Source organism: Pseudomonas carassii, assembly GCF_036324045.1.
In the GTDB taxonomy this organism is placed as follows: domain Bacteria; phylum Pseudomonadota; class Gammaproteobacteria; order Pseudomonadales; family Pseudomonadaceae; genus Aquipseudomonas; species Aquipseudomonas peradeniyensis.
This window is the reverse complement of record NZ_JAZDCT010000007.1, coordinates 155,257-180,813: the sequence shown is the minus strand read 5'-3', so window position 1 is coordinate 180,813 and position 25,557 is coordinate 155,257. Positions and strand designations below refer to the sequence as shown.

Annotated in this window: 23 protein-coding genes; 13 read left to right on the top strand and 10 right to left on the bottom strand. The window is 64.5% G+C overall.

Going from position 1 to position 25,557, the window contains the following annotated elements; translation table 11 throughout:
• Positions 1 to 152: 152 nt before the first annotated feature.
• Positions 153 to 1,052, bottom strand: coding sequence for a choline sulfate utilization transcriptional regulator (locus V0R62_RS07945; RefSeq protein ID WP_330103343.1), 900 nt, complete (start codon positions 1,050 to 1,052; stop codon positions 153 to 155).
• Positions 1,053 to 1,161: 109 nt separating this feature from the next.
• Between V0R62_RS07945 and betC the strand changes: the two genes are divergently transcribed.
• From betC to V0R62_RS07930, 3 genes are all read left to right on the top strand, one after another.
• The gene (betC, locus tag V0R62_RS07940; RefSeq protein ID WP_330103342.1) at positions 1,162 to 2,679 is read left to right on the top strand and encodes a choline-sulfatase; all 1,518 of its coding nucleotides are present in this window, start codon (positions 1,162 to 1,164) and stop codon (positions 2,677 to 2,679) included.
• A 14-nt stretch (positions 2,680 to 2,693) separates the two neighbouring features.
• On the top strand, positions 2,694 to 3,617 hold the full coding sequence (gene choX, locus V0R62_RS07935) for a choline ABC transporter substrate-binding protein (RefSeq protein ID WP_330103341.1): 924 nt from the start codon (positions 2,694 to 2,696) through the stop codon (positions 3,615 to 3,617).
• A gap of 163 nt (positions 3,618 to 3,780) precedes the next feature.
• Entirely contained in the window at positions 3,781 to 5,346 is a 1,566-nt protein-coding gene (locus tag V0R62_RS07930; RefSeq protein ID WP_330103340.1) for a SulP family inorganic anion transporter, read from the top strand.
• A 129-nt stretch (positions 5,347 to 5,475) separates the two neighbouring features.
• Here the strand turns inward: V0R62_RS07930 and aroE are convergent, their stop codons facing one another.
• Both aroE and hemF read right to left on the bottom strand, forming a co-directional pair.
• Complete coding sequence (gene aroE, locus V0R62_RS07925; protein WP_330103339.1) at positions 5,476 to 6,300, bottom strand: shikimate dehydrogenase; 825 nt, start codon at positions 6,298 to 6,300, stop codon at positions 5,476 to 5,478.
• Between the two features lie 25 nt (positions 6,301 to 6,325).
• Entirely contained in the window at positions 6,326 to 7,237 is a 912-nt protein-coding gene (hemF, locus tag V0R62_RS07920; RefSeq protein WP_011531485.1) for an oxygen-dependent coproporphyrinogen oxidase, read from the bottom strand.
• A 132-nt stretch (positions 7,238 to 7,369) separates the two neighbouring features.
• On the opposite strand from hemF, the gene V0R62_RS07915 reads away from it, so the two are divergent.
• The gene (locus V0R62_RS07915; protein ID WP_330103338.1) at positions 7,370 to 8,347 is read left to right on the top strand and encodes an NADPH:quinone reductase; all 978 of its coding nucleotides are present in this window, start codon (positions 7,370 to 7,372) and stop codon (positions 8,345 to 8,347) included.
• Between the two features lie 161 nt (positions 8,348 to 8,508).
• Here V0R62_RS07915 and V0R62_RS07910 read toward each other — a convergent pair whose 3' ends face one another.
• The 3 genes from V0R62_RS07910 to dprA all read right to left on the bottom strand — a co-directional run bounded on the left by V0R62_RS07910 (position 8,509) and on the right by dprA (position 11,172).
• Positions 8,509 to 8,820: a hypothetical protein gene (locus V0R62_RS07910; protein ID WP_330103337.1), complete on the bottom strand. Its 312-nt coding sequence runs from the start codon at positions 8,818 to 8,820 to the stop codon at positions 8,509 to 8,511.
• 657 nt (positions 8,821 to 9,477) lie between these two features.
• Complete coding sequence (locus V0R62_RS07905) at positions 9,478 to 10,035, bottom strand: L-threonylcarbamoyladenylate synthase (RefSeq protein WP_028690052.1); 558 nt, start codon at positions 10,033 to 10,035, stop codon at positions 9,478 to 9,480.
• Positions 10,036 to 10,074: 39 nt separating this feature from the next.
• Positions 10,075 to 11,172 (bottom strand): DNA-processing protein DprA, encoded by a 1,098-nt coding sequence (dprA, locus tag V0R62_RS07900; RefSeq protein WP_330103336.1) that lies wholly within the window; start codon positions 11,170 to 11,172, stop codon positions 10,075 to 10,077.
• A gap of 208 nt (positions 11,173 to 11,380) precedes the next feature.
• Between dprA and def the strand changes: the two genes are divergently transcribed.
• The 5 genes from def (at position 11,381) to V0R62_RS07875 (ending at position 15,909) form a co-directional block, all read left to right on the top strand.
• Positions 11,381 to 11,887, top strand: coding sequence for a peptide deformylase (gene def / locus V0R62_RS07895; RefSeq protein WP_028690050.1), 507 nt, complete (start codon positions 11,381 to 11,383; stop codon positions 11,885 to 11,887).
• A gap of 62 nt (positions 11,888 to 11,949) precedes the next feature.
• Entirely contained in the window at positions 11,950 to 12,882 is a 933-nt protein-coding gene (gene fmt / locus V0R62_RS07890; protein WP_330103335.1) for a methionyl-tRNA formyltransferase, read from the top strand.
• Complete coding sequence (gene rsmB / locus V0R62_RS07885) at positions 12,879 to 14,189, top strand: 16S rRNA (cytosine(967)-C(5))-methyltransferase RsmB (RefSeq protein WP_186712231.1); 1,311 nt, start codon at positions 12,879 to 12,881, stop codon at positions 14,187 to 14,189. Before fmt ends, rsmB begins: the two co-directional genes overlap by 4 nt.
• A 26-nt stretch (positions 14,190 to 14,215) precedes the next feature.
• Complete coding sequence (trkA, locus tag V0R62_RS07880; protein ID WP_050707620.1) at positions 14,216 to 15,589, top strand: Trk system potassium transporter TrkA; 1,374 nt, start codon at positions 14,216 to 14,218, stop codon at positions 15,587 to 15,589.
• Between the two features lie 11 nt (positions 15,590 to 15,600).
• The gene (locus tag V0R62_RS07875; protein WP_330103334.1) at positions 15,601 to 15,909 is read left to right on the top strand and encodes a tetratricopeptide repeat protein; all 309 of its coding nucleotides are present in this window, start codon (positions 15,601 to 15,603) and stop codon (positions 15,907 to 15,909) included.
• Between the two features lie 120 nt (positions 15,910 to 16,029).
• Here the strand turns inward: V0R62_RS07875 and V0R62_RS07870 are convergent, their stop codons facing one another.
• Together V0R62_RS07870 and V0R62_RS07865 are read right to left on the bottom strand one after the other, a co-directional pair.
• Positions 16,030 to 16,917 carry a lysophospholipid acyltransferase gene (locus V0R62_RS07870; protein ID WP_330103333.1) on the bottom strand — a complete coding sequence of 296 codons (888 nt, stop codon included), beginning with the start codon at positions 16,915 to 16,917 and terminating at the stop codon, positions 16,030 to 16,032.
• Between the two features lie 41 nt (positions 16,918 to 16,958).
• A complete protein-coding gene (locus tag V0R62_RS07865; RefSeq protein WP_330103332.1) occupies positions 16,959 to 17,510 on the bottom strand; it encodes a DNA-3-methyladenine glycosylase I in 552 nt (183 codons plus the stop codon).
• 83 nt (positions 17,511 to 17,593) lie between these two features.
• Here V0R62_RS07865 and glyQ point away from each other — a divergent pair, with 83 nt between their 5' ends.
• From glyQ to V0R62_RS07845, 4 genes are all read left to right on the top strand, one after another.
• Positions 17,594 to 18,541: a glycine--tRNA ligase subunit alpha gene (glyQ, locus tag V0R62_RS07860; protein ID WP_011531473.1), complete on the top strand. Its 948-nt coding sequence runs from the start codon at positions 17,594 to 17,596 to the stop codon at positions 18,539 to 18,541.
• Positions 18,538 to 20,592 carry a glycine--tRNA ligase subunit beta gene (glyS, locus tag V0R62_RS07855; protein WP_186712236.1) on the top strand — a complete coding sequence of 685 codons (2,055 nt, stop codon included), beginning with the start codon at positions 18,538 to 18,540 and terminating at the stop codon, positions 20,590 to 20,592. Before glyQ ends, glyS begins: the two co-directional genes overlap by 4 nt.
• A 4-nt stretch (positions 20,593 to 20,596) precedes the next feature.
• The gene (gmhB, locus tag V0R62_RS07850; RefSeq protein ID WP_062572332.1) at positions 20,597 to 21,124 is read left to right on the top strand and encodes a D-glycero-beta-D-manno-heptose 1,7-bisphosphate 7-phosphatase; all 528 of its coding nucleotides are present in this window, start codon (positions 20,597 to 20,599) and stop codon (positions 21,122 to 21,124) included.
• A 65-nt stretch (positions 21,125 to 21,189) separates the two neighbouring features.
• Positions 21,190 to 21,960: a lysophospholipid acyltransferase family protein gene (locus V0R62_RS07845; RefSeq protein ID WP_028690041.1), complete on the top strand. Its 771-nt coding sequence runs from the start codon at positions 21,190 to 21,192 to the stop codon at positions 21,958 to 21,960.
• 229 nt (positions 21,961 to 22,189) lie between these two features.
• On the opposite strand, the gene V0R62_RS07840 is transcribed toward V0R62_RS07845, so the two are convergent.
• Complete coding sequence (locus V0R62_RS07840; RefSeq protein WP_330103331.1) at positions 22,190 to 23,809, bottom strand: MFS transporter; 1,620 nt, start codon at positions 23,807 to 23,809, stop codon at positions 22,190 to 22,192.
• 97 nt (positions 23,810 to 23,906) lie between these two features.
• Positions 23,907 to 25,556 (bottom strand): GMC family oxidoreductase, encoded by a 1,650-nt coding sequence (locus V0R62_RS07835; protein ID WP_330103330.1) that lies wholly within the window; start codon positions 25,554 to 25,556, stop codon positions 23,907 to 23,909.
• Position 25,557: the final 1 nt, after the last annotated feature.

Sequence of the window (25,557 nt, the reverse complement as noted above, 5' to 3'; positions counted from 1 at the left end):
CTACGCCATCCGTGTAGGAGCGGCCTTGCCGAGGCGTTGGACCGGTCGGAAAGGGGCGCGAAGCGGCCCCAGAATTTGCGTGATGATCACGATCGCCGGGGCTGCTGCGCAGCCCTTTCGCGACACAAGGCCGCTCCTACAGACAGCGCCGTTCATCGGCCACGCTCCTGCTCCAGCCAATCCACGAACCGCTGGATCAACGCCCCGCGCCGTTTGCGCGGCGGCAGCACCACGTAATACCCGCGCTCCGACCGCAAACTGCCTTCCATAGGCCGACACAACAACCCTTGCTCGACCAGCCCATCAACCAGATGCGCCCAGCCAATCGCCACGCCTTGCCCGGCAATCGCAGCCTGTATCAGCAGCGTGTAGTTATCGAACCGCAGCTGCCCGGACGGAGGCGGGCTGTCCACACCAAGACCACGAAACACCCCCGCCCAATCAAACCAGCGACTGGCCTGCTCGCCCTTGAGGTGAAGCAATGGCAATCGTTGCAAAGCCACGGCTGACAAGGGTTTGCCATGAGTCAGCCGTGGGCTGCAGACCGGGAAGACCTCCTCGTCGAACAACCAGCGACTCTCGCCCTGATGGAAGCGCCCATCGCCAAACAGCACCGCCACATCGATGTCCGGACGCAACATCCCCTGGCTGCGCTCGCCAGTCACCAGGCTCACATCCACCTGTGGATAAGCCTCGTGGAAACGCTGCAGACGCGGCATCAACCAGAACGCGGCAAACGCGAAGTCAGTGGCCACCTGCAACACCTCGCGCTGACCACGCCCGCTGGCCAAGGCAACACCATCGTCCATGGCCTGAAGCCCTTGATGTACCTGCTCGAACAGCAGCTGGCCCGCTTCGGTCAGCTCGATGCCCCGGTAGATACGGTCGAACAACCGCGTCCCCAGTTGCGCCTCCAGGCGCTTGACCTGCTGGCTCACAGCCGGCTGGGTTGTGCCCAGCTCAAGGGCCGCAGCCGTGAAGCTACGCAAGCGCGCGGCGGACTCCAGCACGCGCAAAGCATCGAGGGACAGATCGGCAAGGTGCTCAAACATAAGCTTGGCTAATCCCAGTCATTGCCCGGCGTGGGCTTTACCCACGTTATCCACAGCACCATGCTGGATTGCAAGCGTTCACCATAACTCTCGACGATGGAAGGGCACCATGAAGCAACCCAACATCCTGTTCATCATGGCCGACCAAATGGCCGCGCCGCTGTTGCCGATCTACAGCCCGTCGCCGATCAAGATGCCCAACCTGGCGCGCCTCGCCGAGCAGGCCGTGGTGTTCGACTCCGCCTACTGCAACAGCCCGCTGTGCGCCCCCTCGCGCTTCACCCTGGTCAGCGGCCAGTTGCCCAGCCGCATCGGCGCCTACGACAACGCCGCCGACTTCCCCGCCGACATTCCGACTTACGCCCACTACCTGCGCCGCCTCGGCTACCGCACCGCGCTGTCGGGCAAGATGCACTTCTGCGGCCCGGACCAGCTGCACGGCTACGAAGAACGCCTGACCAGCGACATCTACCCGGCCGACTACGGCTGGGCGGTGAACTGGGACGCGCCTGACCAGCGCCCGAGCTGGTACCACAACATGTCCTCGGTGCTGCAGGCCGGGCCGTGCGTGCGCACCAACCAGCTGGATTTCGATGAAGAGGTGGTGTTCAAGGCACGCCAGTACCTCTACGACCATGTGCGCGAAGACGATGGCCGACCTTTCTGCCTGACCGTGTCGATGACCCACCCGCATGACCCGTACACCATCCCCAAACGCTACTGGGATCTCTACGAGGCGGTGGATATCCCGCAGCCCCGCGACATGATCGCCCAGAGCCAGCAAGACCCGCACTCGCAACGTCTGCTCAAGGTCTACGACCTGTGGGACAAGCCGCTACCCGTGGACAAGATCCGCGATGCCCGCCGCGCCTACTTCGGCGCCTGCAGCTACATCGACGACAACATCGGCCAGCTTCTGCAGACTCTGGATGACTGCGGCCTGGCCGACGACACCCTGATCGTCTTCTCCGGCGACCACGGCGACATGCTTGGCGAGCGGGGGCTCTGGTACAAGATGCACTGGTTCGAGATGTCGGCGCGGGTACCGCTGCTGATCCACGCGCCCAGGCACTTCAAACCTGCGCGCATCAGCGCCAGTATTTCCACCTGCGACCTGCTGCCGACGCTTGTCGAACTGGCCGGCGGCGCTGTGGATAAAGACCTGCACCTGGACGGCCGCTCGCTGCTCGGTCACCTGCAAGGGCAGGGTGGCCATGACGAGGTGATCGGTGAATACATGGCCGAAGGTACCGTCGGCCCGCTGATGATGATCCGCCGCGGCGCGTACAAGTTCGTGTACAGCGAGGACGACCCCTGTTTACTCTACGACCTGAGCCGCGACCCGCACGAGCGGGAGAACCTCACCGGCAGCCCGGACCACCAGGCGCTGCTGCAGGCATTTGTCGATGAAGCGAAGCAGCGCTGGGATATCCCCAGCCTGCGCCAGCAGGTGCTGGCCAGCCAGCGCCGCCGCCGCCTGGTGGCCGAAGCGCTGGCCATCGGCACGCTGAAAAGCTGGGACCACCAACCCCTGGTGGACGCCAGCCAACAGTACATGCGCAACCACATCGATCTCGACGACCTCGAGCGCAAGGCACGTTATCCACAGCCCGCACCCCTGGATTGAGAAGAGAGGCCGCCATGCAGAAGTTCTCCACCGCCGTGCTCGCCCTGGCCCTGAGCCTGGGCACGGCCCACGCCGCCGACGGCGACGCACAATGCAGCACCGTGAAACTGGCCGACCCTGGCTGGAGCGATATCGCCAGCACCAACGCCGTCGCCCGCCTGCTCCTGGAAAGCCTGGGCTACCAGGTGAAGATCGACAGCCTGGCCGTGCCGATCATCTATGGCGGCCTGAAGGATGGCCGGGTGGATGCCTTCCTCGGCAACTGGATGCCGGCGCAGCAAGGCTTCCATGACAAGTTCATCGCCAATGGCGACGTGCAGCAGCTGGCGCGCAACCTGGAGGGCACCGAATTCACCCTGGCGGTGCCCGATTATGTGTGGGAGGCCGGCGTGAAGGACTTCGCCGACCTGCACAAGCACGCCGACAAATTCGACAAGAAGCTCTATGGCATCGGCTCCGGCGCGCCGGCCAACCTGTCGCTGAAGGAGATCATCGACAAGAACGACTTCGCGCTTGGGCAGTGGAAGCTGGTCGAGTCCAGCGAACAGGCGATGCTGGCCCAGGTGGATCGGGCGGTGAAGAAGCAGCAGTTCATCACCTTCCTGGGCTGGACCCCGCACCCGATGAACGTGAAGTTGAAGATGCATTACCTCACGGGTGGCGAAAAATGGTTTGGCAGCAAAGGTGATGTGTACACGCTGACCCGCAAGGGATATCCACAGGCGTGCCCGAATGCGGCGAAGCTGTTGAGCAACCTGACGTTCACGCTGGACATGGAGAACAGCATCATGGCCGAGGTTGTGGATAAGAAGGTGAGCTTTGATGAGGCGGCCAGGGGGTGGGTGAAGGCTCATCCACAGGTCCTGGATGCCTGGCTTGCAGGGGTGACCACCAAAGCTGGCGGGGATGCAGCAGAAACGGTCAAAGCCAAACTCTGATTTTTGTCTGTTAGGCTGCTGGGGCCGCTTTGCGGCCTTTTCCGGCCGGTCCGACGCCTCGGCAAGGCCGCTCCTACAGGAGTTCGCGCTTTTCTGTAGGAGCGGCCTTGTGTCGCGAAACGAGGGCAACGCCCTCGCCTGCGATACTGAACAGGAATGACGCATGCCTCGTCTCCACCACCTGCTACCCTTCCTCACCTGGCTCCCCCGCCAATCGGGCCGCAGTCTGCGCCAGGACCTGCTGGTGGGCCTGAGCGGCGCCATCCTCGCCCTGCCGCAATCGATCGCCTACGCCCTGATCGCCGGCCTGCCCGCCGAATACGGACTGTACGCCGCCATCGTGCCGGTGCTGGTGGCCTGCCTGTGGGGCTCGTCCTGGCACCTGATCTGCGGCCCCACCGCTGCCATTTCCATCGTCCTCTATGCCAGCATCAGCCCACTGGCCGTCACCGGCAGCGCCGACTACGTGACCCTGGTGCTGCTGCTGACCTTTCTCGGCGGCATCTTCCAACTCTTGCTGGGGCTGCTGCGCTTTGGCGCGCTGGTCAACTTCGTCTCCCATTCGGTGGTGCTGGGCTTCACCCTCGGTGCCGCCGTCGTCATCGCGCTGGGGCAACTGCCCAACCTGCTGGGCCTGGACTTGCCAAGCCAGGCCACGGCTCTGAAGACCATGCAGGAACTGACTGACCATGTTGGCGAGGTGGACATGCCATCGCTGGTTCTGGGACTGAGCACCCTGGCAATTGGCGTGGTATTGAAGCTGTGGCGTCCACGCTGGCCGAGCCTGTTGATAAGTCTGCTGCTGGTCAGCCTGGCGGCCTGGCTGTTGCCCGGCGTGTTCAGCCATGTGCCACGCGTGCCCGCTTTCGTCGGTCAGTTGCCACCGCTCAGCCCACTGCCGTTACTCGATGTGGAACTGATCCTGCGCCTGCTGCCCAGTGCCGTGGCTGTCGGCATGCTCGGGCTGGTCACCAGCCTGTCCATCGCACGCTCCCTGTCCGCACGTTCCGAGCAACTGATCGACGCCAACCAGGAGATCCGCGCCCAGGGCCTGTCGAACATCGTCGGGGCGTTCTTCTCCGGCTACCTGTCCTCCGGCTCCTTTACCCGCTCCGGGCTCAGCTACGACGCAGGCGCCCGCTCGCCGCTGGCCGGGGTGTTCTCGGCGCTGTGGGTGGCGCTGTTCGCGGTGGCGGGGGCCGGGCTGATCGCTCATCTGCCGATCCCGGCAATGGCAGGCAGCATCCTGCTGATCTGCTGGGGACTGGTGGACCATCGTGGCATCCGCGCGCTGTTCCGGGTCAGCCGCTCGGAGTTCCTGGTAATGGCGCTGACCGCCGCCGCGACCCTGCTGCTCGAGCTGCAGACGGCGATCTACGCCGGGGTGCTGGCATCGCTGTTCTTCTACCTCAAGCGCACCTCGAGGCCGCGAGTGCAGCAGAGCCGGGAAGGGGGGGCGGACGTGTTGCGGGTGGGCGGTTCGATCTTCTTCGGCGCGGCGCATTACCTGCAGGTGCGCTTGCAGCGCTGCCAGGGGCCACATGTGGTGATCGATGCGCGACAGGTGAACTTCATCGACTATTCGGGTGTGGATATGTTGCACCGCGAGGCGCGACGACTGATGCGTAATGGCGGGAGCCTGACGTTGCAGCGGGCAAGGCCGCAGGTCATCGAGGAACTACAGAAGTTGGAGGGGGTTGAAGGATGTCCGGTCAAATTCCAGGAATGAGTTTCAGATCCTGGGGGCTGCTGCGCAGCCCTTTCGCGACACAAGGCCGCTCCTACAGGAAATCGCGGCCCCTTGTAGGAGCGGCCTTGTGTCGCGAAAGGGCCGCAAAGCGGCCCCAAAATCTCAAAATTAGCCGCGTGCCAACTGCCGGCGCAGCTCATCCAGCACCGGCCCAGTCTCCGGCCGCACCCCTCGCCAGATGAAGAACGCCTCGGCCGCCTGCTCGGCCAACATCCCCAAACCATCGAGCACCTTGGCCGCCCCCAGCTTGCTCGCCCACTGGCAGAACGGCGTCGGCTCCTTGCCATACATCATGTCGTAGCAGACAGTGCGCCCCGCCTCGACCAGGCTGTCGGCAATCGGCGGCAGCTCGCCGGACAGGCTCGCCGAAGTGGCGTTGATGATCACGTCCACCGGCTCCTGCAACCAACTGAAACCGCTAGCCACCACCGGCCCAAGTTCATCGAACTCCCGCGCCAGCTGCTCGGCTTTCTCGACGGTGCGGTTGGCGATCACCAGCGACTGTGGCTTGTGTGCCAGGATCGGCTCCAGCACACCGCGAACCGCACCGCCGGCGCCAAGGATAAGGATGCGCTTGCCAGCCAAGACCACCCCGGCGTTCACCGTCAGGTCCCGCACCAGCCCGGCGCCGTCGGTGTTGTCTCCCTGCAGGGTGCCGTCAGCCAGCTTGGTCAGGGTGTTCACCGCGCCAGCACGTTGCGCACGCGGGGTGAGGCTGTCGCACAGGCGATAGGCCTCTTCCTTGAACGGCACGGTAACGTTGGCGCCGCTGCCTTGCTTGAAGAAGCCTGTGGCGCAGTCGCTGAACTCGTCCAGTGGCGCCAGCAGGGTGGCGTACTCCAGGTCCTGGCCGGTCTGGTCGGCGAACAGGCGGTGGATCAGCGGCGACTTGCTGTGGCCGATGGGGTTGCCGAATACGACGTACTGGTCCATGGGAGCTCCTCGGTTATCCACAGGCTTACTGGGCGAGCCAGTCGCGGTCCTGCAGGAAGTAGTCGGTCAGGCGCGCTTCTTCGCTGCCCGGCTCGGCTTTCCAATCGTAGCCCCAACGCACCTGCGGCGGCAGCGACATCAGGATCGACTCGGTGCGACCGCCCGACTGCAAACCGAACAGCGTGCCACGGTCGTAGACCAGGTTGAACTCAACGTAGCGGCCACGGCGGTATTCCTGGAATTCACGCTGCTTGGCAGTGTACGGCGTGTCTTTGCGGCGTTGGATGATCGGCAGATAGGCATCGACGTAGGCATCGCCGATGGCGCGCATGAAGGCGAAGCAGGTGTCGAAGTCCCACTCGTTCAGGTCGTCGAAGAACAGGCCGCCAATGCCGCGTGGCTCGCCACGGTGCTTCAGGTGGAAGTAGCGGTCGCACCAGGCCTTGTAGCGCGGGTAGACGTCGGCGCCGAATGGCGCGCAGGCCTGCTCGGCGACGCGGTGCCAGTGCACGCAGTCTTCCTCGTTGCCGTAGTACGGGGTCAGGTCGAAGCCGCCGCCGAACCACCATACCGCCTCTTCACCTTCCTTCTCGGCGATGAAAAAGCGCACGTTGGCATGGGAAGTCGGCACATGCGGATTATGCGGGTGGATCACCAGCGACACGCCCAGGGCCTCGAAACCACGACCCGCCAGCTCCGGCCGGTGGGCACTGGCCGACGGCGGCAGGCCGGCGCCGAACACGTGGGAGAAGTTCACCCCACCTTTCTCGATCACCTTGCCCTCGCCGATCACCCGTGTGCGACCGCCGCCGCCGGCATCGCGCACCCAGGCATCCTCGACGAAGCGGGCGCCGCCGTCTTCGGTTTCGAGGGCAGAGCAGATGCGGTCTTGCAGGTCGAGCAGGTAGGCTTTTACGGCCTCGGTGCGGCTGGTCATCGGGTCACCTGGAAGGAGCGGGAAAATTCGCCGCGTAGCATACCACCGGCCGACGCCGCGTCGCAGTTGACGGCGGTCAAGCAAAGGCGTCCGATAGAAGGCCTTTGCGACCCTCGACGACAGGAGTGTGTGATGGCCAAGCGTATCCAGTTCAGCCAGCATGGCGGCCCGGAAGTCCTGCAACTGGTGGAGTTCGACCCGGCACCGCCCGGCCCGCAGCAGGTGCGGGTACGCAACCATGCGATCGGTTTGAACTTCATCGACACCTATTTCCGCAGCGGGCTGTATGCGCCGCCCGCGCTGCCTTCCGGGCTGGGCACCGAAGCGGCCGGCGTGGTCGAGGCGGTGGGCGAGGGTGTCAGCCGGATCAAGGTCGGCGACCGCGTGGCCTATGCCGGTGGGCCGCTGGGGGCCTACAGCGAGGTGCATACGCTGCCGGAGGCCAACCTGGTGAAGCTGCCGGAGGCGATCAGCTTCGAACAGGCGGCGGCGGTGATGCTCAAGGGGCTGACCACGCAATATTTGCTCAAGCAGACCTACGCCGTGCAGCCGGGGGACTTCGTGCTGTTCCATGCCGCCGCTGGCGGTGTGGGGTCGCTGGCGTGCCAGTGGGCCAAGGCGCTGGGCGCGAAGCTGATCGGCACCGTCAGCTCTGCTGAGAAAGCCGAACGGGCCAAGGCGCTCGGGGCCTGGGCGACCATCGACTACAGCCATGAAGACGTGGCCAAGCGTGTGCTGGAGCTGACAGACGGTCAGAAGTGCGCGGTGGTGTATGACGGCGTGGGGGCGGATACCTGGCTGACCTCGCTGGATTGCCTGAGGCCGCGAGGGTTGATGGTGAGCTTCGGCAATGCCTCCGGCGCGGTAACCGGGGTCAACTTGGGGATCCTGTCGCAGAAGGGGTCGTTGTATGTCACCCGGCCGACGCTGGGGAGCTACGCCAACAATGCCGAGAACACCCAGGCCATGGCCGATGATCTGTTCGCGATGATCGCCAGCGGCAAGCTGGTTGTGGATATCCAGCAGCGGTATCCGTTGAACGAGGCGGCCAAGGCACAGGCGGCGTTGTCGGCGCGACGGACCGTTGGCTCGACTGTGCTTCTGCCTTGAGGCTCTGGGGCTGCTGCGCAGCCCTTTCGCGACACAAGGCCGCTCCTACAGAGGATCGCGGTCACCTGTAGGAGCGGCCTTGTGTCGCGAAAGGGGCGCGCAGCGGCCCCAGCGAGCCCAAGTCGAACGCAAATTCAAAACATTGCCCGCGATAGCGCCAACTAGTCAGCAGTGCCTTGGGCTACAGGCGCCGACTCGATGCCATCGAGCATCGCCTCCACCAACCCCTCCGCCATTTCCAGCGAATGCAGGCTGGACCAATACATGCCACGCCCCTCGTCGCGCAGGTGGTCGAGGGCCTTGATGCCGGTGTCGTAGGCGCAGCGCAGGTAGAGCGCTACGTGTACCAGGGCATCATGGGCTTCGATGTTGGGATTTACGGTGAAGAGCGGTGGGTGGCCGGCGTCGCAGCGGCCGAAGGGGTGGGTAGAAGTCGAAGGTAGAGGTGGGTCCGGAACGATTTTTTTCATCATGAGATCTCGCTTCAGGGCCGACACGCATCCGTTACCACACGAATGGGTGGCAGCTGCACACGGGGTGGTAAACCGGGAGAGATCTCAAAACCCGGCAGGCAAAAAGCCTCCCGCATGCAGCCGCCATTGACTGCCAAGATCTCTCCCTGCTCGGGTTACCACACCCGATCGCCAAGTTATTCGGCGATGGTCTGGAGCCTAGAGACAGGAGTTCCCACTGAGAAGGTAATGGCAGTCGACAGACTGCGTAGGATAATTCTCTGAATGTGAGATGGGCAGCCTTGGGAGGAAAAATCAGAAAGTCCTGAGGGTGCTTAGAATCCCCGTGGGAGCGACACGCGAGAGAAAGGGTCTCGCTTGACCATGCCGGCTCTGAGGCGTAGCTTTTCCCGGAGGTTGTGCTGGTGCGCCGGTTGAGTTTCAAGTTATCCGGGCGAGTGCATCCTTACCCTTTGGCCGCTTAAGCGGCCATTATTTTTGGGCTTGTTTCTATCGCCCTTAGGCACGATGGAATAGAGCTCGGCCCTGGGGCCGCTTTGCGGCCCTCTCGCGACACAAGGCCGCTCCCACAGGTACAGCGCCAAGCCTGAGAGCTGCGCTGTACCTGTGGGAGCGGCCTTGTGTCGCGAAACGAGGGCAAAGCCCTCGCCAGCGGTATCAGCCCGGGCGCACAACCTCGCCAGTCGCCAGGTCGCGAATCAGGCTCGGGTTCTTCCGCCCACCCAGCGCCCCACCCAGCACCATGTCCAGCTCGTTGTGGAAATACTGCTCCACCCGCAACCGGCTCTTGGCCGCCGGCCGCCCGGCCGGGTTGCAGGAGGTGGAGATCAACGGCCCGACCAGCGCGCACAACTCACGCACCTGTGGATGATCGCTGACCCGCAGCGCCACGGTGTCATGCTGCCCGGTCACCCACTCGGGCAGCAGGCCCTGGTGCGGCACCAGCCAAGTGTTGGGCCCAGGCCAGGTGGCGCTCATGCGGTCGATCCAGTCCTGGGGGAAATCCTCGAACAGAAAGTCGAACTGGCGGATATTGTCGGCGACCAGGATCAGCCCTTTATCCACAGGCCGCGACTTGAGCGCCAGCAGGCGATACACCGCGTCCTCGTTCCACGGGTCGCAGCCCAGGCCCCAGACCGCTTCCGTCGGATAGGCGATCACCGCACCCGCCTTCACCTCGCGCGCGGCTTGTTGCACACGCCAACTGCTCACCATTTTCCGTCTCTCCGCATAAACGCCGTGCGCGCAGTGTACTTAGCCGGCACGGGCAAACCAACGCCCGGCTTCATTGCTCACCCGGCCTTCGAGCTCCAGCTCGGTAAGGCTGGCCAGTACCTGGGCCAGTGGCAGGCCGCTGCTGCTGGCCAGGCCCTCGGTAGTCTGGGGTGCGGCGTGGAGCAGGGCGATCAATGGATGAGCGGGCTTATCCACAACCGCAGGCGGCAGGTTCTGCCAACCGCGCAGGCTGTCGAGGATCTGTTCCACGCTTTCCACCAGCAGGGCGCCATCGCGGATCAGCTGGTGACAGCCCTTGGCGCCGGGGTGATGAATGGACCCAGGAATCGCGTACACCTCCCGCCCCTGCTCGGCGGCAAGCCGTGCGGTGATCAACGAACCACTGGCCAGGCTGGCCTCGACCACCAGCACACCCAGCGACAAGCCGCTGATGATCCGGTTGCGACGCGGGAAGTTGCCGGCCAGCGGCCCGGCATCCAGCGGGTACTCGGAAACCAGCGCGCTGCCACTGTCGAGCATTGCCCGTGCCAGGTCACGGTGGCGCTGTGGATAAAGTTTTTGCAACCCCGTGCCGAGCACCCCGATGGTGTGCCCGCCGGCCTTCAAAGCGGCCCGATGAGCGGCACCGTCGACGCCCAGCGCCAGCCCGCTGGTGATGGTGAAACCAGCCTGGGAAAGGCATCGGGAAAACGCGCCTGCGGTATCCAGCGCCGGCGGTGAAGCACGCCTGCTACCCACGATCGCCAGTTGCGGTTGTTCGAGTAAATCGGGGTCGCCCGCGACGAACAACAGCGGCGGCGGATCGTCTATCTCGGCCAGCAACGCCGGGTAGCCAGGCCCGTCCCACATCAGTAAATACTGGCCCGGACGCTCTAGCCAGCGCATTGCAGCCAATGCGCCATCGCGCACTTGCGGGCTGCGCCGGGCGTCTGTACTGGCAGCCTTCAGCCCCAACGCCTGCCAGGCACTGGCCGGCGCGCTTAGTGCCGACGAGGCACTGCCGAACGCTTCGATGAGGGTATGGAAACGACGCAAGCCAATATCCGGAAGGCTATGAAGACGCAGCCGCGCCTCCAGTTCCGCAGGCGGACAAGGCGACGAACGGGATGGGTTCATGGTGGATCGTCCTTGATCGACAGGGGGCCAGATACGTGGCACAACCTGTGGATAACTTTGTGAGTAACACTTTGAAAAGCTGTCCATGAAATGGCAGCTATCAAGCCCATAGAGACCCTAGCCAAGCTTCACAGGTGCCGAACGCCCCATTTCCCTTTATTATGTGTGCTCAGTTTTCAACCGACCGCACAGTGACTGCCTGACCGCCATGGCCATTTTGAACATTCTCGAATTCCCCGATCCGCGCCTGCGCACCATCGCCAAACCGGTGACGGAGTTCGACGACGCCTTGAGCCAGCTGATCGACGACATGTTCGAGACCATGTACGAGGCGCCCGGCATCGGCCTGGCCGCCACCCAGGTCAACGTGCACAAGCAGGTCGTGGTAATGGACCTGAGCGAAGACCGCAGCGAACCGCGCGTCTTCATCAACCCCACGGTCGAGGAGCTGACCCACGACATGGGCCAGTACCAGGAAGGCTGCCTGTCGGTGCCCGGCTTCTACGAGAACGTCGATCGCCCGCTGCGCGTGCGGGTCAAGGCCCAGGACCGCGACGGCAAGCCCTACGAACTGGAATGCGAAGGCCTGCTGGCCGTGTGCGTGCAGCACGAGTTCGATCACCTCAACGGCAAGCTGTTCGTCGACTACCTGTCCCAGCTCAAACGCGACCGGATCAAGAAGAAGCTGGAAAAGCAGCACCGCCAGCAAGCCTGATCCCCACCTTCCAGAAGGCTTGCTCCGGCAAGCCTTTTTCTTTTTGAAGAAGCGAGAACTCCATGCGCATCGTCTTCGCAGGCACTCCAGAGTTTGCCGCCGAACACCTCAAGGCCCTGCTCGACAGCCCGTACGAGATCGTGGCCGTCTACACCCAGCCCGACCGCCCTGCTGGCCGTGGCCAGAAGCTCATGCCGAGCGCAGTAAAGGCACTGGCAGTGGCCCATGACATCCCGGTGTACCAGCCGCAGACCCTGCGCAACGCCGAGGCGCAAGCCGAACTCGCCGCACTCAAGCCGGACCTGATGGTGGTGGTCGCCTACGGCCTTATCCTGCCGCAGGTAGTGCTGGATATCCCGCGCCTGGGCTGCATCAACAGCCACGCCTCCCTGCTACCACGCTGGCGCGGAGCGGCACCGATCCAGCGCGCAGTGGAAGCCGGCGACGCCGAGAGCGGTGTGACCGTGATGCGCATGGAAGCCGGCCTGGATACCGGCCCAATGCTGCTCAAGGTGGTCACCCCGATCAGCGCCGAGGACACCGGTGGCACCCTGCATGACCGCCTCGCGGAAATGGGCCCGCCAGCTGTAGTCCAGGCAATCGCCGGCTTGGCAGAAGGTTCGCTGCAAGGTGAAGTGCAGGACGATGCCCTGGCCACCTACGCCCACAAGCTGAACAAGGACGAAGCCCGCATCGACTGGAGCCGCCCGGCCGTCGAGCTGGAGCGCCTGATCCGTGCCTTCAACCCCTGGCCGGTGTGCCACAGCACCCTCGACGGCGAAAGCGTGAAGGTGCTGGCCGCCAACTTGTCCACAGGCAAGGGCGCCCCCGGTGAAATCCTCTCCGCCAGCAAGGACGGCCTGGTCGTCGCCTGCGGTGATGGCGCCCTGAGCCTGACCCGCCTGCAACTGCCCGGCGGCAAGGCCCTGGCCTTCAGCGACCTGTTCAACAGCCGCCGCGAGAAGTTCGCCAGTGGCAAGGTGCTCGGCCAATGAACCCACGCCTGGCCGCCGCCCGTGCCCTTGCCGCCGTGCTTAGTGGCAAGGCCTCGCTGAACAGCTCGCTGCCGGCGCAACTGGACAAGGTCGAGGAGCGCGACCGCGGCCTGACCCAGGACCTGGCCTTCGGCACCGCCCGCTGGCAACCGCGCCTGGACCTGCTGGCCGCGCAACTGCTGCAGAAGCCGTTCAAGGCCGCCGACGCCGATGTGCAGGCGCTGCTGCTGGTCGGCCTGTACCAGTTGTTCTACACGCGCATCCCGGCCCACGCCGCCATCGGCGAGACCGTGGGTTGCGCCGACAAGCTCAAGAAGCCGTGGGCCAAGGGCCTGCTCAATGCCGTGTTGCGCCGCGCCCAGCGTGAAGGCGAGGAGCTGCTCGCCGGCATGGAGCGCGACCCGGTGGTGCGTACCGCCCACCCGCGCTGGCTGCAGAAGTCGCTGAAAGCCTTCTGGCCGGAACAATGGGAAGCCATCTGCGCCGCCAACAACGCCCACCCGCCGATGATCCTGCGGATCAACCGCCGCCATCACAGCCGCGATGCCTACCTGGCGCTGCTGGCCGAGGCCGGCATCCAGGCCAGCGCCTGCCAGTACAGCCGTGACGGCATCGTCCTGGCCGAGGCCTGCGACGTGCGTGGCCTGCCGGGCTTCGCCGACGGCTGGGTGAGCGTGCAGGACGAAGCCGCGCAGCTGTCCGCCGACCTGCTCGAACTGGCCCCCGGCCAGCGCGTGCTCGACGCCTGCTGCGCCCCGGGCGGCAAGACCTGCCACCTGCTGGAAGCCGAGCCAGGCCTGGCCCACATGGTCGCCATCGACCTGGAAGCCAAGCGCCTGGCCCGCGTGCGCGAGAACCTCGACCGCCTCAAGCTCGATGCCGAGCTGATCGCCTGCGACGCCCGCGACACCGCCAGCTGGTGGGACGGCAAGCCGTTCCAGCGCATCCTGCTCGATGCGCCCTGCTCGGCCACCGGCGTGATCCGCCGCCACCCCGACATCAAGCTGACCCGCCAGGCCGAGGACATCCCGGCCCTGGCCGCGCTGCAAGGCGAGCTGCTAGACGCCCTGTGGCCGACCCTGGAAGTGGGCGGCATGCTGCTCTACGCCACCTGCTCGAGCCTGCCGACCGAGAACACCGAAGTGATCGACGCCTTCCTCGCCCGCACCCCCGGCGCCCGCGAGCTGGACCTGGCCACCGAGGCCGGCCTGCGCCAGCCCCATGGCCGCCAGTTGCTGGCCCAGGAAGGCGGCCACGACGGTTTCTACTATGCCAAGCTGATCAAGATTGCCGCCTCGCGCGGGTAAAGAACAAAAAGGGTAGGGAGTAGCGGATGAAGATCATCATCCTCGGCGCAGGCCAGGTAGGCGGTACGCTGGCAGAGCACCTGGCCAGCGAAGCCAACGACATCACCGTGGTCGACACCGACAGCGAGCGCCTGCGCGATCTGGGCGATCGCCTGGACATCCGCACCGTGCAGGGCCGCGCCTCGCTGCCGACGGTGCTACGCCAGGCCGGCGCTGACGACGCCGACATGCTGGTGGCGGTGACCAACAGCGACGAAACCAACATGGTCGCCTGCCAGGTAGCCTATTCGCTGTTCCACACCCCGACCAAGATCGCCCGGGTGCGCGAGTCGGCCTACCTGACCCGCGAAGAGCTGTTCGACAACGACCACATCCCGGTGGACGTGCTGATCAGCCCCGAACAGGTGGTGACCAACTACATCAAGCGCCTGATCGAGCACCCGGGCTCGCTGCAGGTGATCGACTTCGCCGAGGGCAAGGCCCAGCTGGTGGCGGTCAGGGCTTACTACGGCGGCCCGCTGGTGGGCCAGCAACTGCGCCAGATCCGCGCCCACATGCCCAACGTCGACACCCGCGTGGCGGCGATCTTCCGCCGCGACCGGCCGATCACGCCCCAGGGCGACACGGTGATCGAGGCCGACGACGAGGTGTTCTTCATCGCCGCGAAGAAGGACATCCGCGCGGTGATGGGCGAGCTGCGGCGCATCGACGAGACCAACAAGCGCGTGGTCATCGCCGGCGGCGGGCAGATCGGCGAACGCCTGGCCGAGGCCATCGAGAGCCGCTACCAGGTAAAGATCATCGAGATGAACCCGGCGCGCTGCCGCTACCTCTCCGACACCCTCGAGAGCACCGTGGTGCTGCAGGGCAGCGCCTCCGACCGCGACCTGATGCTCGAAGAGAACATCGCCGACGCCGACATCTTCCTGGCCCTGACCAACGACGACGAAGCCAACATCATGTCGTCGCTGCTGGCCAAGCGCCTGGGCTCGCGCAAGGTGATGACCATCATCAACAACCCGGCCTACGTCGACCTGGTCCAGGGCGGCGAGATCGACATCGCCATCAGCCCGCAGCTGGCCACCATCGGCACCTTGCTGGCCCACGTGCGCCGCGGCGATATCGTCAGCGTGCACTCGCTGCGCCGAGGCGCGGCCGAGGCCATCGAGGCGGTGGCCCATGGCGATTCAAAGTCGAGCAAGGTAGTGGGCAAGGCCATCGAGGACATCTCGCTGCCGCCGGGCACCACCATCGGCGCGATCATCCGCGACGAGGAGGTACTGATCGCCCACGACGACACGGTGATCGAATCGGGCGACCATGTGATCCTGTTCGTTGTGGATAAAAAGCATATTCGGGACGTGGAGAAGCTGTTCCACGTGGGCCTGAGTTTCTTCTAGGAGGGAAGGGCATGCGCGAATCGCTGGAGAAGATGCTGGCCAAGGGTGTGGATAACCCGTTGCTGCGGTTCGGGCTGGGCAAGGCCTGGCTGGACGAGGGCAATGGGGTTGAAGCGGCGGTGCACCTGGCGGCTTGTGTGAAGCAGGATCCGAAGTACTCGGCGGCGTGGAAGCTGCTGGGGAAGGCGTATCAGTTGAGCGGGGATCTGGACGGCGCGCGCACGGCCTGGGAAGAGGGGATCGTTGCGGCGCAGGCCCATGGTGACAAGCAGGCCGAAAAAGAGATGACGGTTTTTCTCAAAAAACTGAATAAGGTCTGAAATAGCTGGGGCTGCTTTGCAGCCCTTTCGCGGCACAAGGCCGCTCCTACAGAGGATCGCGGTCGCCTGTGTAGGAGCGGCCTTGTGCCGCGAAAGGGGCGCAAAGCGCCCCCAACAATCTCAATACCAGCGCGCCTCACCCGCCGGGCGCTTCTTGAAGCGCTTCATGCTCCACATGTACTGGCTCGGATACTCGCGCACATAACGCTCGACCACCTTGCTCATGGCCGCCGCCGCTACCGTCACATCCTCGCTGTACATCTCTTCCGGCGCCGCCTCCAGGAACACCTTGAAGCCCGAGCCATCCGGCAGCCGCAGGGCATGCAGGAACACCCCGACCGCCTTGCCGCCGGCCAGCATGTTCGGCACGAACTTGCTGGTCAGCGCCTGGGTCCCGAGGAACGGCACGAACACACCCGCCGACTCGGCCGGCTCCGGATCGGCCGGAATCCCCACCTGCCCACCCCGACGCACTTCCTTGATCACGCTGAGAATGCCTTCCTTGGTCGAAGGCGCCACGCGGTTGCCCATCTGCACACGCTGCTCACGCAACAAGTCATCCACCGCCTTCAGCTTCGGCGGGCGGTAGAAGATGATCGGTTTGCACTGGTTGCAGTAGAAGTGGTTGAGCACTTCCCAGTTGCCCAGGTGGCTGGTGATACCCACCACGCCCTTGCCCGAGGCCAGGGCCTGCTCCAGCACTTCCAGGCCGTGCACTTCCTTGACCAGCTCCAGCGAGCGCTGCGGCGGCCAGATCCAGGCGCAGGCGCTCTCGACGAACGACTTGCCGATGTCCTTCAACGCACGGCCAACCAGCTGCTCGCGCTCGACCGGGTCCATCTCCGGGAAACACTTGGCCAGGTTGATGCGCACCACATTGCGCGAGCCATTGGGGATTTTCCACATCAGCCAGCCGATACCGGCGCCGACGCGCTGCACAGCGCCCCAGGGCAGCTTGGCAAACAGGCGCAACACCCCGACCATCAGGGCGCCCTTGAACTTTTCCACAGGCGAATTCCTTATTTCAGCAAGGCGCGCATTGTACCCCGTCAGCGCACCAGCGCGGCGTAGCGATCGCAGTCGGTGGTGTGGTCCATGACCATGCCGGTGGCCTGCATGAAGGCGTAGCAGATGGTCGGTCCGACAAAGGTGAAACCGGCCTTCTGCAGGGCCTTGCTCATGGCCTTGGCCTCGTCGGTGACCGCCGGCACATCGCCGCGCCCCTGGAAATGGTTGATCTTCGGCTCACCGCCGACGAACGACCACAGCCACTGCGCCGGGTTATCCACAGCCAGCCAGGCCAGGGCGTTGCGGCGCACGGCCTTGAGCTTGAGGCGGTTGCGGATGATGCCAGCATCCAGCATCAGCTCCTCGATGCGCTCGTCGCTCAGGCGCGCCAGTTTCACCGGGTCGAAGCCCTCCAGCACCTGGCGATAGCGCTCGCGTTTCTTCAATACCGTGATCCACGACAACCCCGCCTGGAACCCTTCGAGCAAAAGCATCTCGAAGAGCAACGCCGGATCGCGCTGCGGCGTTCCCCACTCGTGGTCGTGATAGGCCTGATACAACGGATCGTCGGAACACCAAAAGCAGCGTGGCATAAGGCTCCAATAACGTAGAGGGCGAGGCGAATCGGGTATACTCCCGCTCTTTACATCCGCATCCCCAGATACAGGTGAATTTCGTGAGCCAGCCTACGCCAGCCGTGCGTACCTTCCAAGACCTGATCCTCGCCCTGCAGAACTACTGGGCCGAGCAAGGTTGTGTGGTGCTTCAGCCCTACGATATGGAAGTAGGCGCCGGCACTTTCCACACCGCTACCTTCCTGCGCGCCGTCGGCCCGGAGACCTGGAACGCCGCCTACGTGCAGCCCAGCCGTCGCCCTGCCGACGGGCGGTATGGCGAAAACCCCAACCGCCTGCAGCACTACTACCAGTTCCAGGTGGTACTCAAGCCGAACCCGGCCAACTTCCAGGAGCTGTACCTCGGCTCGCTGAAAGCCATCGGCCTGGATCCGCTGGTTCACGACATCCGCTTCGTCGAAGACAACTGGGAATCGCCGACCCTCGGCGCCTGGGGCCTGGGTTGGGAAATCTGGCTGAACGGCATGGAGGTGACCCAGTTCACCTACTTCCAGCAGGTCGGCGGCATCGAGTGCTACCCGGTCACCGGTGAGATCACCTACGGCCTGGAGCGCCTGGCCATGTACCTGCAGGGCGTGGACTCGGTCTACGACCTGGTATGGGCCGACGGCCCGTTCGGCAAGGTCACCTACGGCGACGTGTTCCACCAGAACGAAGTGGAACAGTCGACCTACAACTTCGAGCACGCCAACGTCGAGAAGCTGTTCGAACTGTTCGACTTCTACGAAAGCGAAGCGAACCGCCTGATCAAGCTGGACCTGCCGTTGCCGACCTACGAAATGGTCCTGAAGGCCTCGCACACCTTCAACCTGCTGGACGCCCGCCGCGCCATCTCGGTGACCGAGCGCCAGCGCTACATCCTGCGCGTACGTACCCTGGCCCGGGACGTGGCGCAAAGCTATCTGCAAGCCCGCGCACGCCTGGGCTTCCCGATGGCCTCTCCTGAACTGCGTGACGAAGTGTTGGCTAAGCTGGAGGCTGCACAATGAGTGCTCAAGATTTCCTGGTTGAACTGGGCACCGAAGAGCTGCCACCGAAGGCCCTCGCCAGCTTGGGCGACGCGTTCCTCGCCGGCATCGAGAAAGGCCTGCAGGCCGCCGGCCTGAACTACACCGGCAAGCAGGTCTACGCCGCGCCACGCCGCCTGGCCGTGCTGATCCGCCAGCTGGACGTGCAGCAGCCGGACCGCAGCATCAACATCGACGGCCCGCCCGTGCAGGCCGCGTTCAATGCCGAAGGCCAGCCGACCCAGGCCGCCCTGGGCTTCGCCAAGAAGTGCGGCGTGGAGCTGTCGGACATCGACCAGAGCGGCCCCAAGCTGCGCTTCTCCCAGCACATTCCGGGCAAGGCCACCGCCAGCCTGCTGCCGACCATCGTCGAGGATTCGCTCAACGACCTGCCGATCCCCAAGCGCATGCACTGGGGCGCCAGCCGTGAAGAGTTCGTGCGCCCGACCCAGTGGCTGGTGATGCTGCTGGGCGATCAGGTGGTCGACTGCACCATCCTGGCCCAGAAGGCCGGCCGTGAATCCCGTGGCCACCGCTTCCACCACCCGGAAAACGTACTCATCACCACCCCGGCCAACTACGTCGAGGACCTGCGCAAGGCCCACGTGCTGGCCGACTTCGCCGAGCGTCGCGAGCTGATCAGCAAGCGTACCGCCGAGCTTGCCATGCAGCAGGAAGGCACTGCCATCGTGCCGCCGGCGCTGCTGGACGAAGTGACCGCCCTGGTCGAGTGGCCGGTGCCGCTGGTGTGCTCGTTCGAGGAGCGTTTCCTCGAGGTGCCACAGGAAGCCCTGATCACCACCATGCAGGACAACCAGAAGTACTTCTGCCTGCTGGACAGCGAAGGCAAGCTGCTGCCGCGCTTCATCACCGTGGCCAACGTCGAGAGCCGCGATCCGAAGCAGATCGTCGAAGGTAACGAGAAGGTCGTGCGCCCGCGCCTGACCGACGCCGAGTTCTTCTTCAAGCAGGACAAGAAGCAGCCGCTGGAAAGCTTCAACGAGCGCCTGAAGAACGTGGTGTTCCAGGCTCAGCTGGGCACCGTGTTCGACAAGGCCGAGCGCGTTTCCAAGCTGGCCGCCTTCATTGCCCCGTACATCGGTGGCAGCGCCGCCAACGCTGGCCGTGCCGGCCTGCTGTCCAAGTGCGACCTGGCTTCGGAAATGGTCGGCGAATTCCCTGAAATGCAGGGCATCGCCGGCTACTACTACGCCCTCAACGATGGCGAGCCGCAAGACGTCGCCCTGGCGCTGAACGAGCAGTACATGCCGCGCGGCGCCGGCGCCGAGCTGCCGCAGACCCTCACCGGTGCCGCCGTGGCTATCGCCGACAAGCTCGACACTCTGGTCGGCATCTTCGGCATCGGCATGCTGCCCACCGGCAGCAAGGACCCGTACGCCCTGCGTCGTGCCGCCCTGGGCGTGCTGCGCATCCTGATCGAGAAGCAGCTGGACCTGGACCTGGCCGTCGCGGTCGAGTTCGCGGTCAAGCAGTTCGGTGCCAAGGTCAAGGCCGCCGGCCTGTCCGAGCAGGTGCTGGAGTTCGTTTTCGACCGCCTGCGCGCGCGCTACGAGGACGAAGGCATCGACGTCTCCACCTACCTGTCGGTGCGTGCCCTGAAGCCGGGCTCGGCGCTGGACTTCGACCAACGCGTACAGGCCGTGCAGGCCTTCCGCAAGCTACCGGAAGCCGAAGCCCTGGCCGCGGCGAACAAGCGCGTGTCGAACCTGCTGGGCAAGGCCGAAGGCGCCATCGCCGACCAGGTCGAACCGAAGTACTTCGACAACGCCAACGAGTTCTCCCTGTACTCGGCCATCCAGCAGGCCGACCAGGCCGTGCAGCCGATGGCGGCCGCGCGTCAGTACAGCGAGGCCCTGGCCCGCCTGGCCGCCCTGCGTGACCCGGTCGACGCCTTCTTCGAGGCGGTGATGGTCAACGCCGAGGACGCCAAGGTACGCGCCAACCGTTATGCCCTGCTCAGCCGCCTGCGCGGTCTGTTCCTGGGCGTGGCCGATATCTCGCTGCTGGGGTGAGTCGTTGAAACTGCTGATTCTTGATCGAGACGGAGTGATCAACCACGACTCCGACGCCTACATCAAGTCGCTGGAGGAGTGGATCCCCATTCCCGGCTCGATCGAGGCCATCGCGCAGTTGAGCAAGGCGGGCTGGACGGTGGCGGTTGCCACCAACCAGTCCGGCATTGCCCGCGGCTACTACCCGCTGGAAACCCTCGAGGCCATGCATGCACGCCTGCGCGCGCTGGTGGCCGAGCAGGGCGGCGAGGTCGGCCTGATCGTGCATTGTCCGCACGGCCCGGACGAGGGCTGCGACTGCCGCAAGCCCAAGCCCGGCATGCTGCGGACCATTGCCGAGCACTACCAGGTGCCGCTGGCCGGCGTATGGTTCGTCGGTGACAGCAAAGGTGACCTGGAGGCGGCCCTGGCCGTCGATGCACAACCCGTGTTGGTAAAAACCGGCAAGGGCGAAAGGACCCTGGAAAAAGGCGTCCCGCAAACTACACTGATTTTCGACGATCTGGCAGCCATCGCCAGAGAACTTATTTAAATGAGTGCGCCAGGAACGGCGCACTTTTCATTAGGCGGGCACGCCCCGCAACGGTACATGCCACTATGTCGATCCTGCAGGCGATCAGAATCTTTCTTTTTTACCTGCTGTTGGGCACCAGTTCGCTGCTGTGGTGCTCGCTGAGCTTCTTCGTCGCGCCTTTCCTGCCGTTCCCCAAGCGCTACAAGTTCATCAACGTGTATTGGTGCCGCTGTGCGTTGTTCCTGGTGAGGACGATCCTGCGGATCGACTACAAGGTCACCGGCGCCGAGAACGTGCCTGACGTACCTTGCGTGATCCTGTCAAACCACCAGAGCACCTGGGAGACGTTCTTCCTGTCGGCGTACTTCTCGCCGCTGAGCCAGGTGCTCAAGCGCGAACTGCTGTACGTGCCGTTCTTCGGCTGGGCCATGGCCATGCTGCGACCGATTGCCATCGACCGGAAGAACCCCAAGGAGGCCCTGCGCCAGGTTGCCAGCCAGGGCGACGAGCTGCTCAAGCAGGGCACCTGGGTGTTGATCTTCCCTGAAGGCACCCGCGTGCCGCATGGGCAGATGGGCAAGTTTTCCCGCGGCGGCACCGCGCTGGCGGTGAATGCCGGCCTGCCGGTACTGCCGATCGCCCACAACGCCGGCAAGTTCTGGCCGCGTGAAGGCTGGGGCAAGCGCCCGGGCACCATCGAGGTGGTGATTGGCGAGCCGATGTACCCGGAGGGGACAGGCCCGCGTGCTATCGCCGAGCTCAACGACCGTGCCCAGGCATGGAACGAGGCGGCCCAACGCGCCATGGGTTCACTGCCGCCAGCGGCGGAAAAACCCGAGCAGCAGCCTGCCTGACGATCTGTGGATAACTTGTTAGCAATTTTTGGATTAAGCGTCTTTAAACATAGCTAAGTGATTGAATTAGCTATTTATTTCCATGTATGACGTTTTTTCGAAAATCGTGCATAAGTTTTTTCCCGCGATAAAAAAACCGGCTTTTACGCCGGTTTTTTTGTGCATGGGTTTCCCTTCTAGCTAGTTGACGCGATACCTGTAGAAAGGGCCGCAGAGCGGCCCCAGTGCCTCACACCTTGTCGATATCCACATCCCGAGTCTCTTTCAGGCAGAAGATCCCCACCACCAGGCTCACCCCGGTGATCAGCACCGGGTACCAAAGCCCATAGAAGATATCCCCGGTATACACCACCAACGCGAACGACACCGTCGGCAGGAAGCCGCCGAACCAACCGTTGCCGATGTGGTAGGGCAGGGACATCGAGGTGTAGCGGATGCGCGTCGGGAACAGCTCGACCATCACCGCCGCCAGCGGCCCGTAGGTCATGGTGGCGATCAGGATCATGGCAACGATCAGCACCACCACCATCACCTGGTTCACATGCGCGGGATCCGCCTTGGCCGGGTAGCCGGCGCTATCGATGGCACTGCGCATGGCCGTCTCGTCGAAGCCATTGATGGTCTTGTCGCCGATGCTGACGATCACCTCGCTGCCAGCGACATTCACCGAACTGTAAGGCAGGCCCTGCTTGACCAGGAACGTCTTGACCTTGTCGCACGGGCTGTCGAAGCGTGCCTTGCCCACCGGATCGAACTGGAAGGTGCAGCCCTTGGGATCGGCGGTGACGACGATCGGTGCCTGGCGACTGGCAGCGTCGATCTGCGGATTGGCGTAATGGCTCAGGGCCTTGAACAGCGGGAAGTACAACACAGTCGCCAGCAACAGCCCGAGCATCAGGATCGGCTTGCGCCCGACCCGGTCCGACAGCCAGCCGAAGAACACGAAGAACGGCGCACCGATCACCACGCTGATGATCAGCAGGGTGTTGGCCTGGGCCGGATCCATCTTGAGCATCTGGGTCATGAAGAACAGCACGTAGAACTGCGCGGTGTAGAAGGTCACCGCCTGCCCGGCATTGATGCTGAACAACGCGGTGAGCACCACCTTGAGGTTGTGCCACGAGGTGAACGACTCGCGGATCGGCGACTTGCTGACCTTGCCCTGGGCCTTCATTTTCACGAAGGCCGGCGACTCGTGCATGCTCATGCGGATCCAGGTGGAAATCGCCAGCAGCACGATCGACAGCAGGAACGGCAGGCGCCAGCCCCAGGTTTCGAACTGGTCGCCACTGATGTAGCGGCTGGCCAGGACCACGAGCAACGACAGCAGCAGGCCGAGGGTGGCAGTGGACTGGATGAAGCCGGTATGGAAACCGCGCTTGCCGGGTGGCGCGTGTTCGGCGACATAGGTGGCCGCGCCGCCGTATTCACCGCCCAGCGCCAAGCCCTGGAGCATGCGCAGCACCACCAGGATGATCGGCGCGGCGATGCCGATGCTGGCGTAGGTGGGCAACAGGCCCACGGCGAAGGTCGACAGGCCCATCAGCACGATGGTCACCAGGAAGGTGTACTTGCGCCCGATCATGTCGCCCAGCCGGCCGAACACCAGCGCGCCGAACGGGCGCACCAGGAAGCCAGCGGCAAAGGCCATCAGGGCGAAGATAAAGGCGGTGGTGTCGTTGACGCCAGCGAAGAACTGCTTGCTGATGACCGCGGCCAGCGCGCCATAGAGAAAAAAGTCATACCACTCGAATACCGTCCCGAGGGATGACGCGAAAATGATCTTGCGCTCTTCACGACGGCTTGGGCTGCTCGCCGCCGCCCCCTGTTCCTGGATGTAATCCGACATCGTTGCTGTCCTCGGCCCGCGGGCCACAGTGATTATTCTTGTTGTTCCACTGCCGGCGACTTGCGATCACAAGCCACCGCTGTTGCAAACACCCGGGTCAGGGCGTCGGTATCGCGCTGGCGTCGCTGAGGTTGGTCTGGGTATTGGCTCCCTTGAGGATCAGTTGTGCCGCTTTTTCGGCAATCATCAACGTGGGTGAACAGGTATTGCCGGAGACGATCTGCGGCATGATCGAGGCGTCGGCCACGCGCAGGCCTGGGATGCCATGAACGCGCAGCTGGCTATCCACGACGTCCAGCGCGCCGCTTCCCATACGGCAGGTGCCCACCGGGTGGAAGATGGTGGTGCCGATCTGGCCGGCGGCCTGGTGCAGGTCGTCCTCGCTCTGCAAGGCGGGGCCTGGCAAATACTCGCGAGGATCGAAGGCCGCCAGGGCAGGGGCCTGGACGATGCGCCGGGTGAGGCGGATGGCCTCGGCGGCGACGCGCAGGTCCTCGGGGTCGCTCAGGTAGTTGGGGTCGATCACCGGCGCGGCATTCATGTCCGCCGAGCGGATGTCGATCCGTCCACGGCTCGCCGGGCGCAGGTTGCACACCGAGGCAGTGAAGGCCGGGAAGCGATGCAGCGGTTCGCCGAAACGGTCCAGCGACAACGGCTGCACGTGGTACTGCAGGTTGGCGCTTGCCTGCTCGGGGCCTGAACGGGCGAAGGCGCCCAGCTGGCTCGGCGCCATGGCCAACGGGCCACTGCGGTCGTAGGCGTAGCGCAGGCCCATGCCCAGCTTGCCCCACAGGCTGTTGGCCATCTGGTTGAGGGTGCGGGTGTTGCGGACTTGGTAGATCAGGCGCAGTTGCAGGTGATCCTGCAGGTTGCCGCCGACCCCGGGCATCTCATGGCGAACCCCGATACCCAAGCCTTCGAGCAGCTTGCGTGGGCCGATGCCGGAGCGTTGCAGAATGCCGGGCGAGCCCACGGAGCCCGCGCACAGGATGATCTCGCGGCGAGCGGCGAACGCGTGCCAGGCGCCTTGCCACAAGGCCTTCACCGCCCGGGCGCGGGTGTTGTCGAGCAGCACCTGGTCGACCTGTACGCCCGTCAACACTGTCAGGTTGGCGCGCTTGAGGATGGGCCTGAGAAACGCCTTGGCCGAGTTCCAGCGCACGCCGCTGCGCTGATTGACCTGAAAGTATCCACAGCCGGCGTTGTCGCCCGTGTTGAAGTCGTCGACCTTGGCGATGCCACTCTGCTCGGCGGCATCGCGGAAGGCATCGAGGATCGGCCAGCTGTAGCGCTGCTGCTCGACCCGCCACTCCCCCCCGGCGCCGTGGCTGTCACTGGCACCGGCGAAGTGGTTCTCGCTGGCCTTGAACAAGGGCAGCACATCCTTCCACGCCCAGCCGTCGTTGCCTTGCTCGGCCCAGCGGTCATAGTCGGCGGCCTGGCCACGCATGTAGATCATGCCGTTGATCGACGAGCAGCCGCCCAGCACCTTGCCCCGTGGATAACCCAGGCTGCGACCGTTCAGGCCGGGCTGGGCCTCGGTCTTCAGGCACCAGTCGGTGCGTGGATTGCCGATGCAGTAGAGGTAACCGACGGGGATGTGAATCCAGGGATAGTTGTCGCGGCCACCCGCCTCGAGCAGCAATACGCGGCACGAAGGGTCGGCGGACAAGCGGTTGGCCAGCAGGCAACCGGCGGGACCGGCACCCACGACCACATAGTCGTAGACAGGATCGGCTGATGGCATG

Excerpts from the sequence above, each read along its gene's own strand:
- V0R62_RS07930 (WP_330103340.1), top strand. The coding sequence starts at position 3,781 with ATGCCTCGTCTCCACCACCTGCTACCCTTCCTCACCTGGCTCCCCCGC.
- def (WP_028690050.1), top strand. The coding sequence starts at position 11,381 with ATGGCCATTTTGAACATTCTCGAATTCCCCGATCCGCGCCTGCGCACC.
- V0R62_RS07905 (WP_028690052.1), bottom strand. The coding sequence starts at position 10,035 with ATGGTGAGCAGTTGGCGTGTGCAACAAGCCGCGCGCGAGGTGAAGGCG.
- V0R62_RS07945 (WP_330103343.1), bottom strand. The coding sequence starts at position 1,052 with ATGTTTGAGCACCTTGCCGATCTGTCCCTCGATGCTTTGCGCGTGCTG.
- V0R62_RS07865 (WP_330103332.1), bottom strand. The coding sequence starts at position 17,510 with ATGCCACGCTGCTTTTGGTGTTCCGACGATCCGTTGTATCAGGCCTAT.
- trkA (WP_050707620.1), top strand. The coding sequence starts at position 14,216 with ATGAAGATCATCATCCTCGGCGCAGGCCAGGTAGGCGGTACGCTGGCA.
- V0R62_RS07840 (WP_330103331.1), bottom strand. The coding sequence starts at position 23,809 with ATGTCGGATTACATCCAGGAACAGGGGGCGGCGGCGAGCAGCCCAAGC.
- choX (WP_330103341.1), top strand. The coding sequence starts at position 2,694 with ATGCAGAAGTTCTCCACCGCCGTGCTCGCCCTGGCCCTGAGCCTGGGC.
- V0R62_RS07910 (WP_330103337.1), bottom strand. The coding sequence starts at position 8,820 with ATGATGAAAAAAATCGTTCCGGACCCACCTCTACCTTCGACTTCTACC.
- V0R62_RS07835 (WP_330103330.1), bottom strand. The coding sequence starts at position 25,556 with ATGCCATCAGCCGATCCTGTCTACGACTATGTGGTCGTGGGTGCCGGT.
- betC (WP_330103342.1), top strand. The coding sequence starts at position 1,162 with ATGAAGCAACCCAACATCCTGTTCATCATGGCCGACCAAATGGCCGCG.
- V0R62_RS07915 (WP_330103338.1), top strand. The coding sequence starts at position 7,370 with ATGGCCAAGCGTATCCAGTTCAGCCAGCATGGCGGCCCGGAAGTCCTG.
- fmt (WP_330103335.1), top strand. The coding sequence starts at position 11,950 with ATGCGCATCGTCTTCGCAGGCACTCCAGAGTTTGCCGCCGAACACCTC.
- hemF (WP_011531485.1), bottom strand. The coding sequence starts at position 7,237 with ATGACCAGCCGCACCGAGGCCGTAAAAGCCTACCTGCTCGACCTGCAA.
- V0R62_RS07875 (WP_330103334.1), top strand. The coding sequence starts at position 15,601 with ATGCGCGAATCGCTGGAGAAGATGCTGGCCAAGGGTGTGGATAACCCG.
- rsmB (WP_186712231.1), top strand. The coding sequence starts at position 12,879 with ATGAACCCACGCCTGGCCGCCGCCCGTGCCCTTGCCGCCGTGCTTAGT.
- V0R62_RS07845 (WP_028690041.1), top strand. The coding sequence starts at position 21,190 with ATGTCGATCCTGCAGGCGATCAGAATCTTTCTTTTTTACCTGCTGTTG.
- glyS (WP_186712236.1), top strand. The coding sequence starts at position 18,538 with ATGAGTGCTCAAGATTTCCTGGTTGAACTGGGCACCGAAGAGCTGCCA.
- dprA (WP_330103336.1), bottom strand. The coding sequence starts at position 11,172 with ATGAACCCATCCCGTTCGTCGCCTTGTCCGCCTGCGGAACTGGAGGCG.
- aroE (WP_330103339.1), bottom strand. The coding sequence starts at position 6,300 with ATGGACCAGTACGTCGTATTCGGCAACCCCATCGGCCACAGCAAGTCG.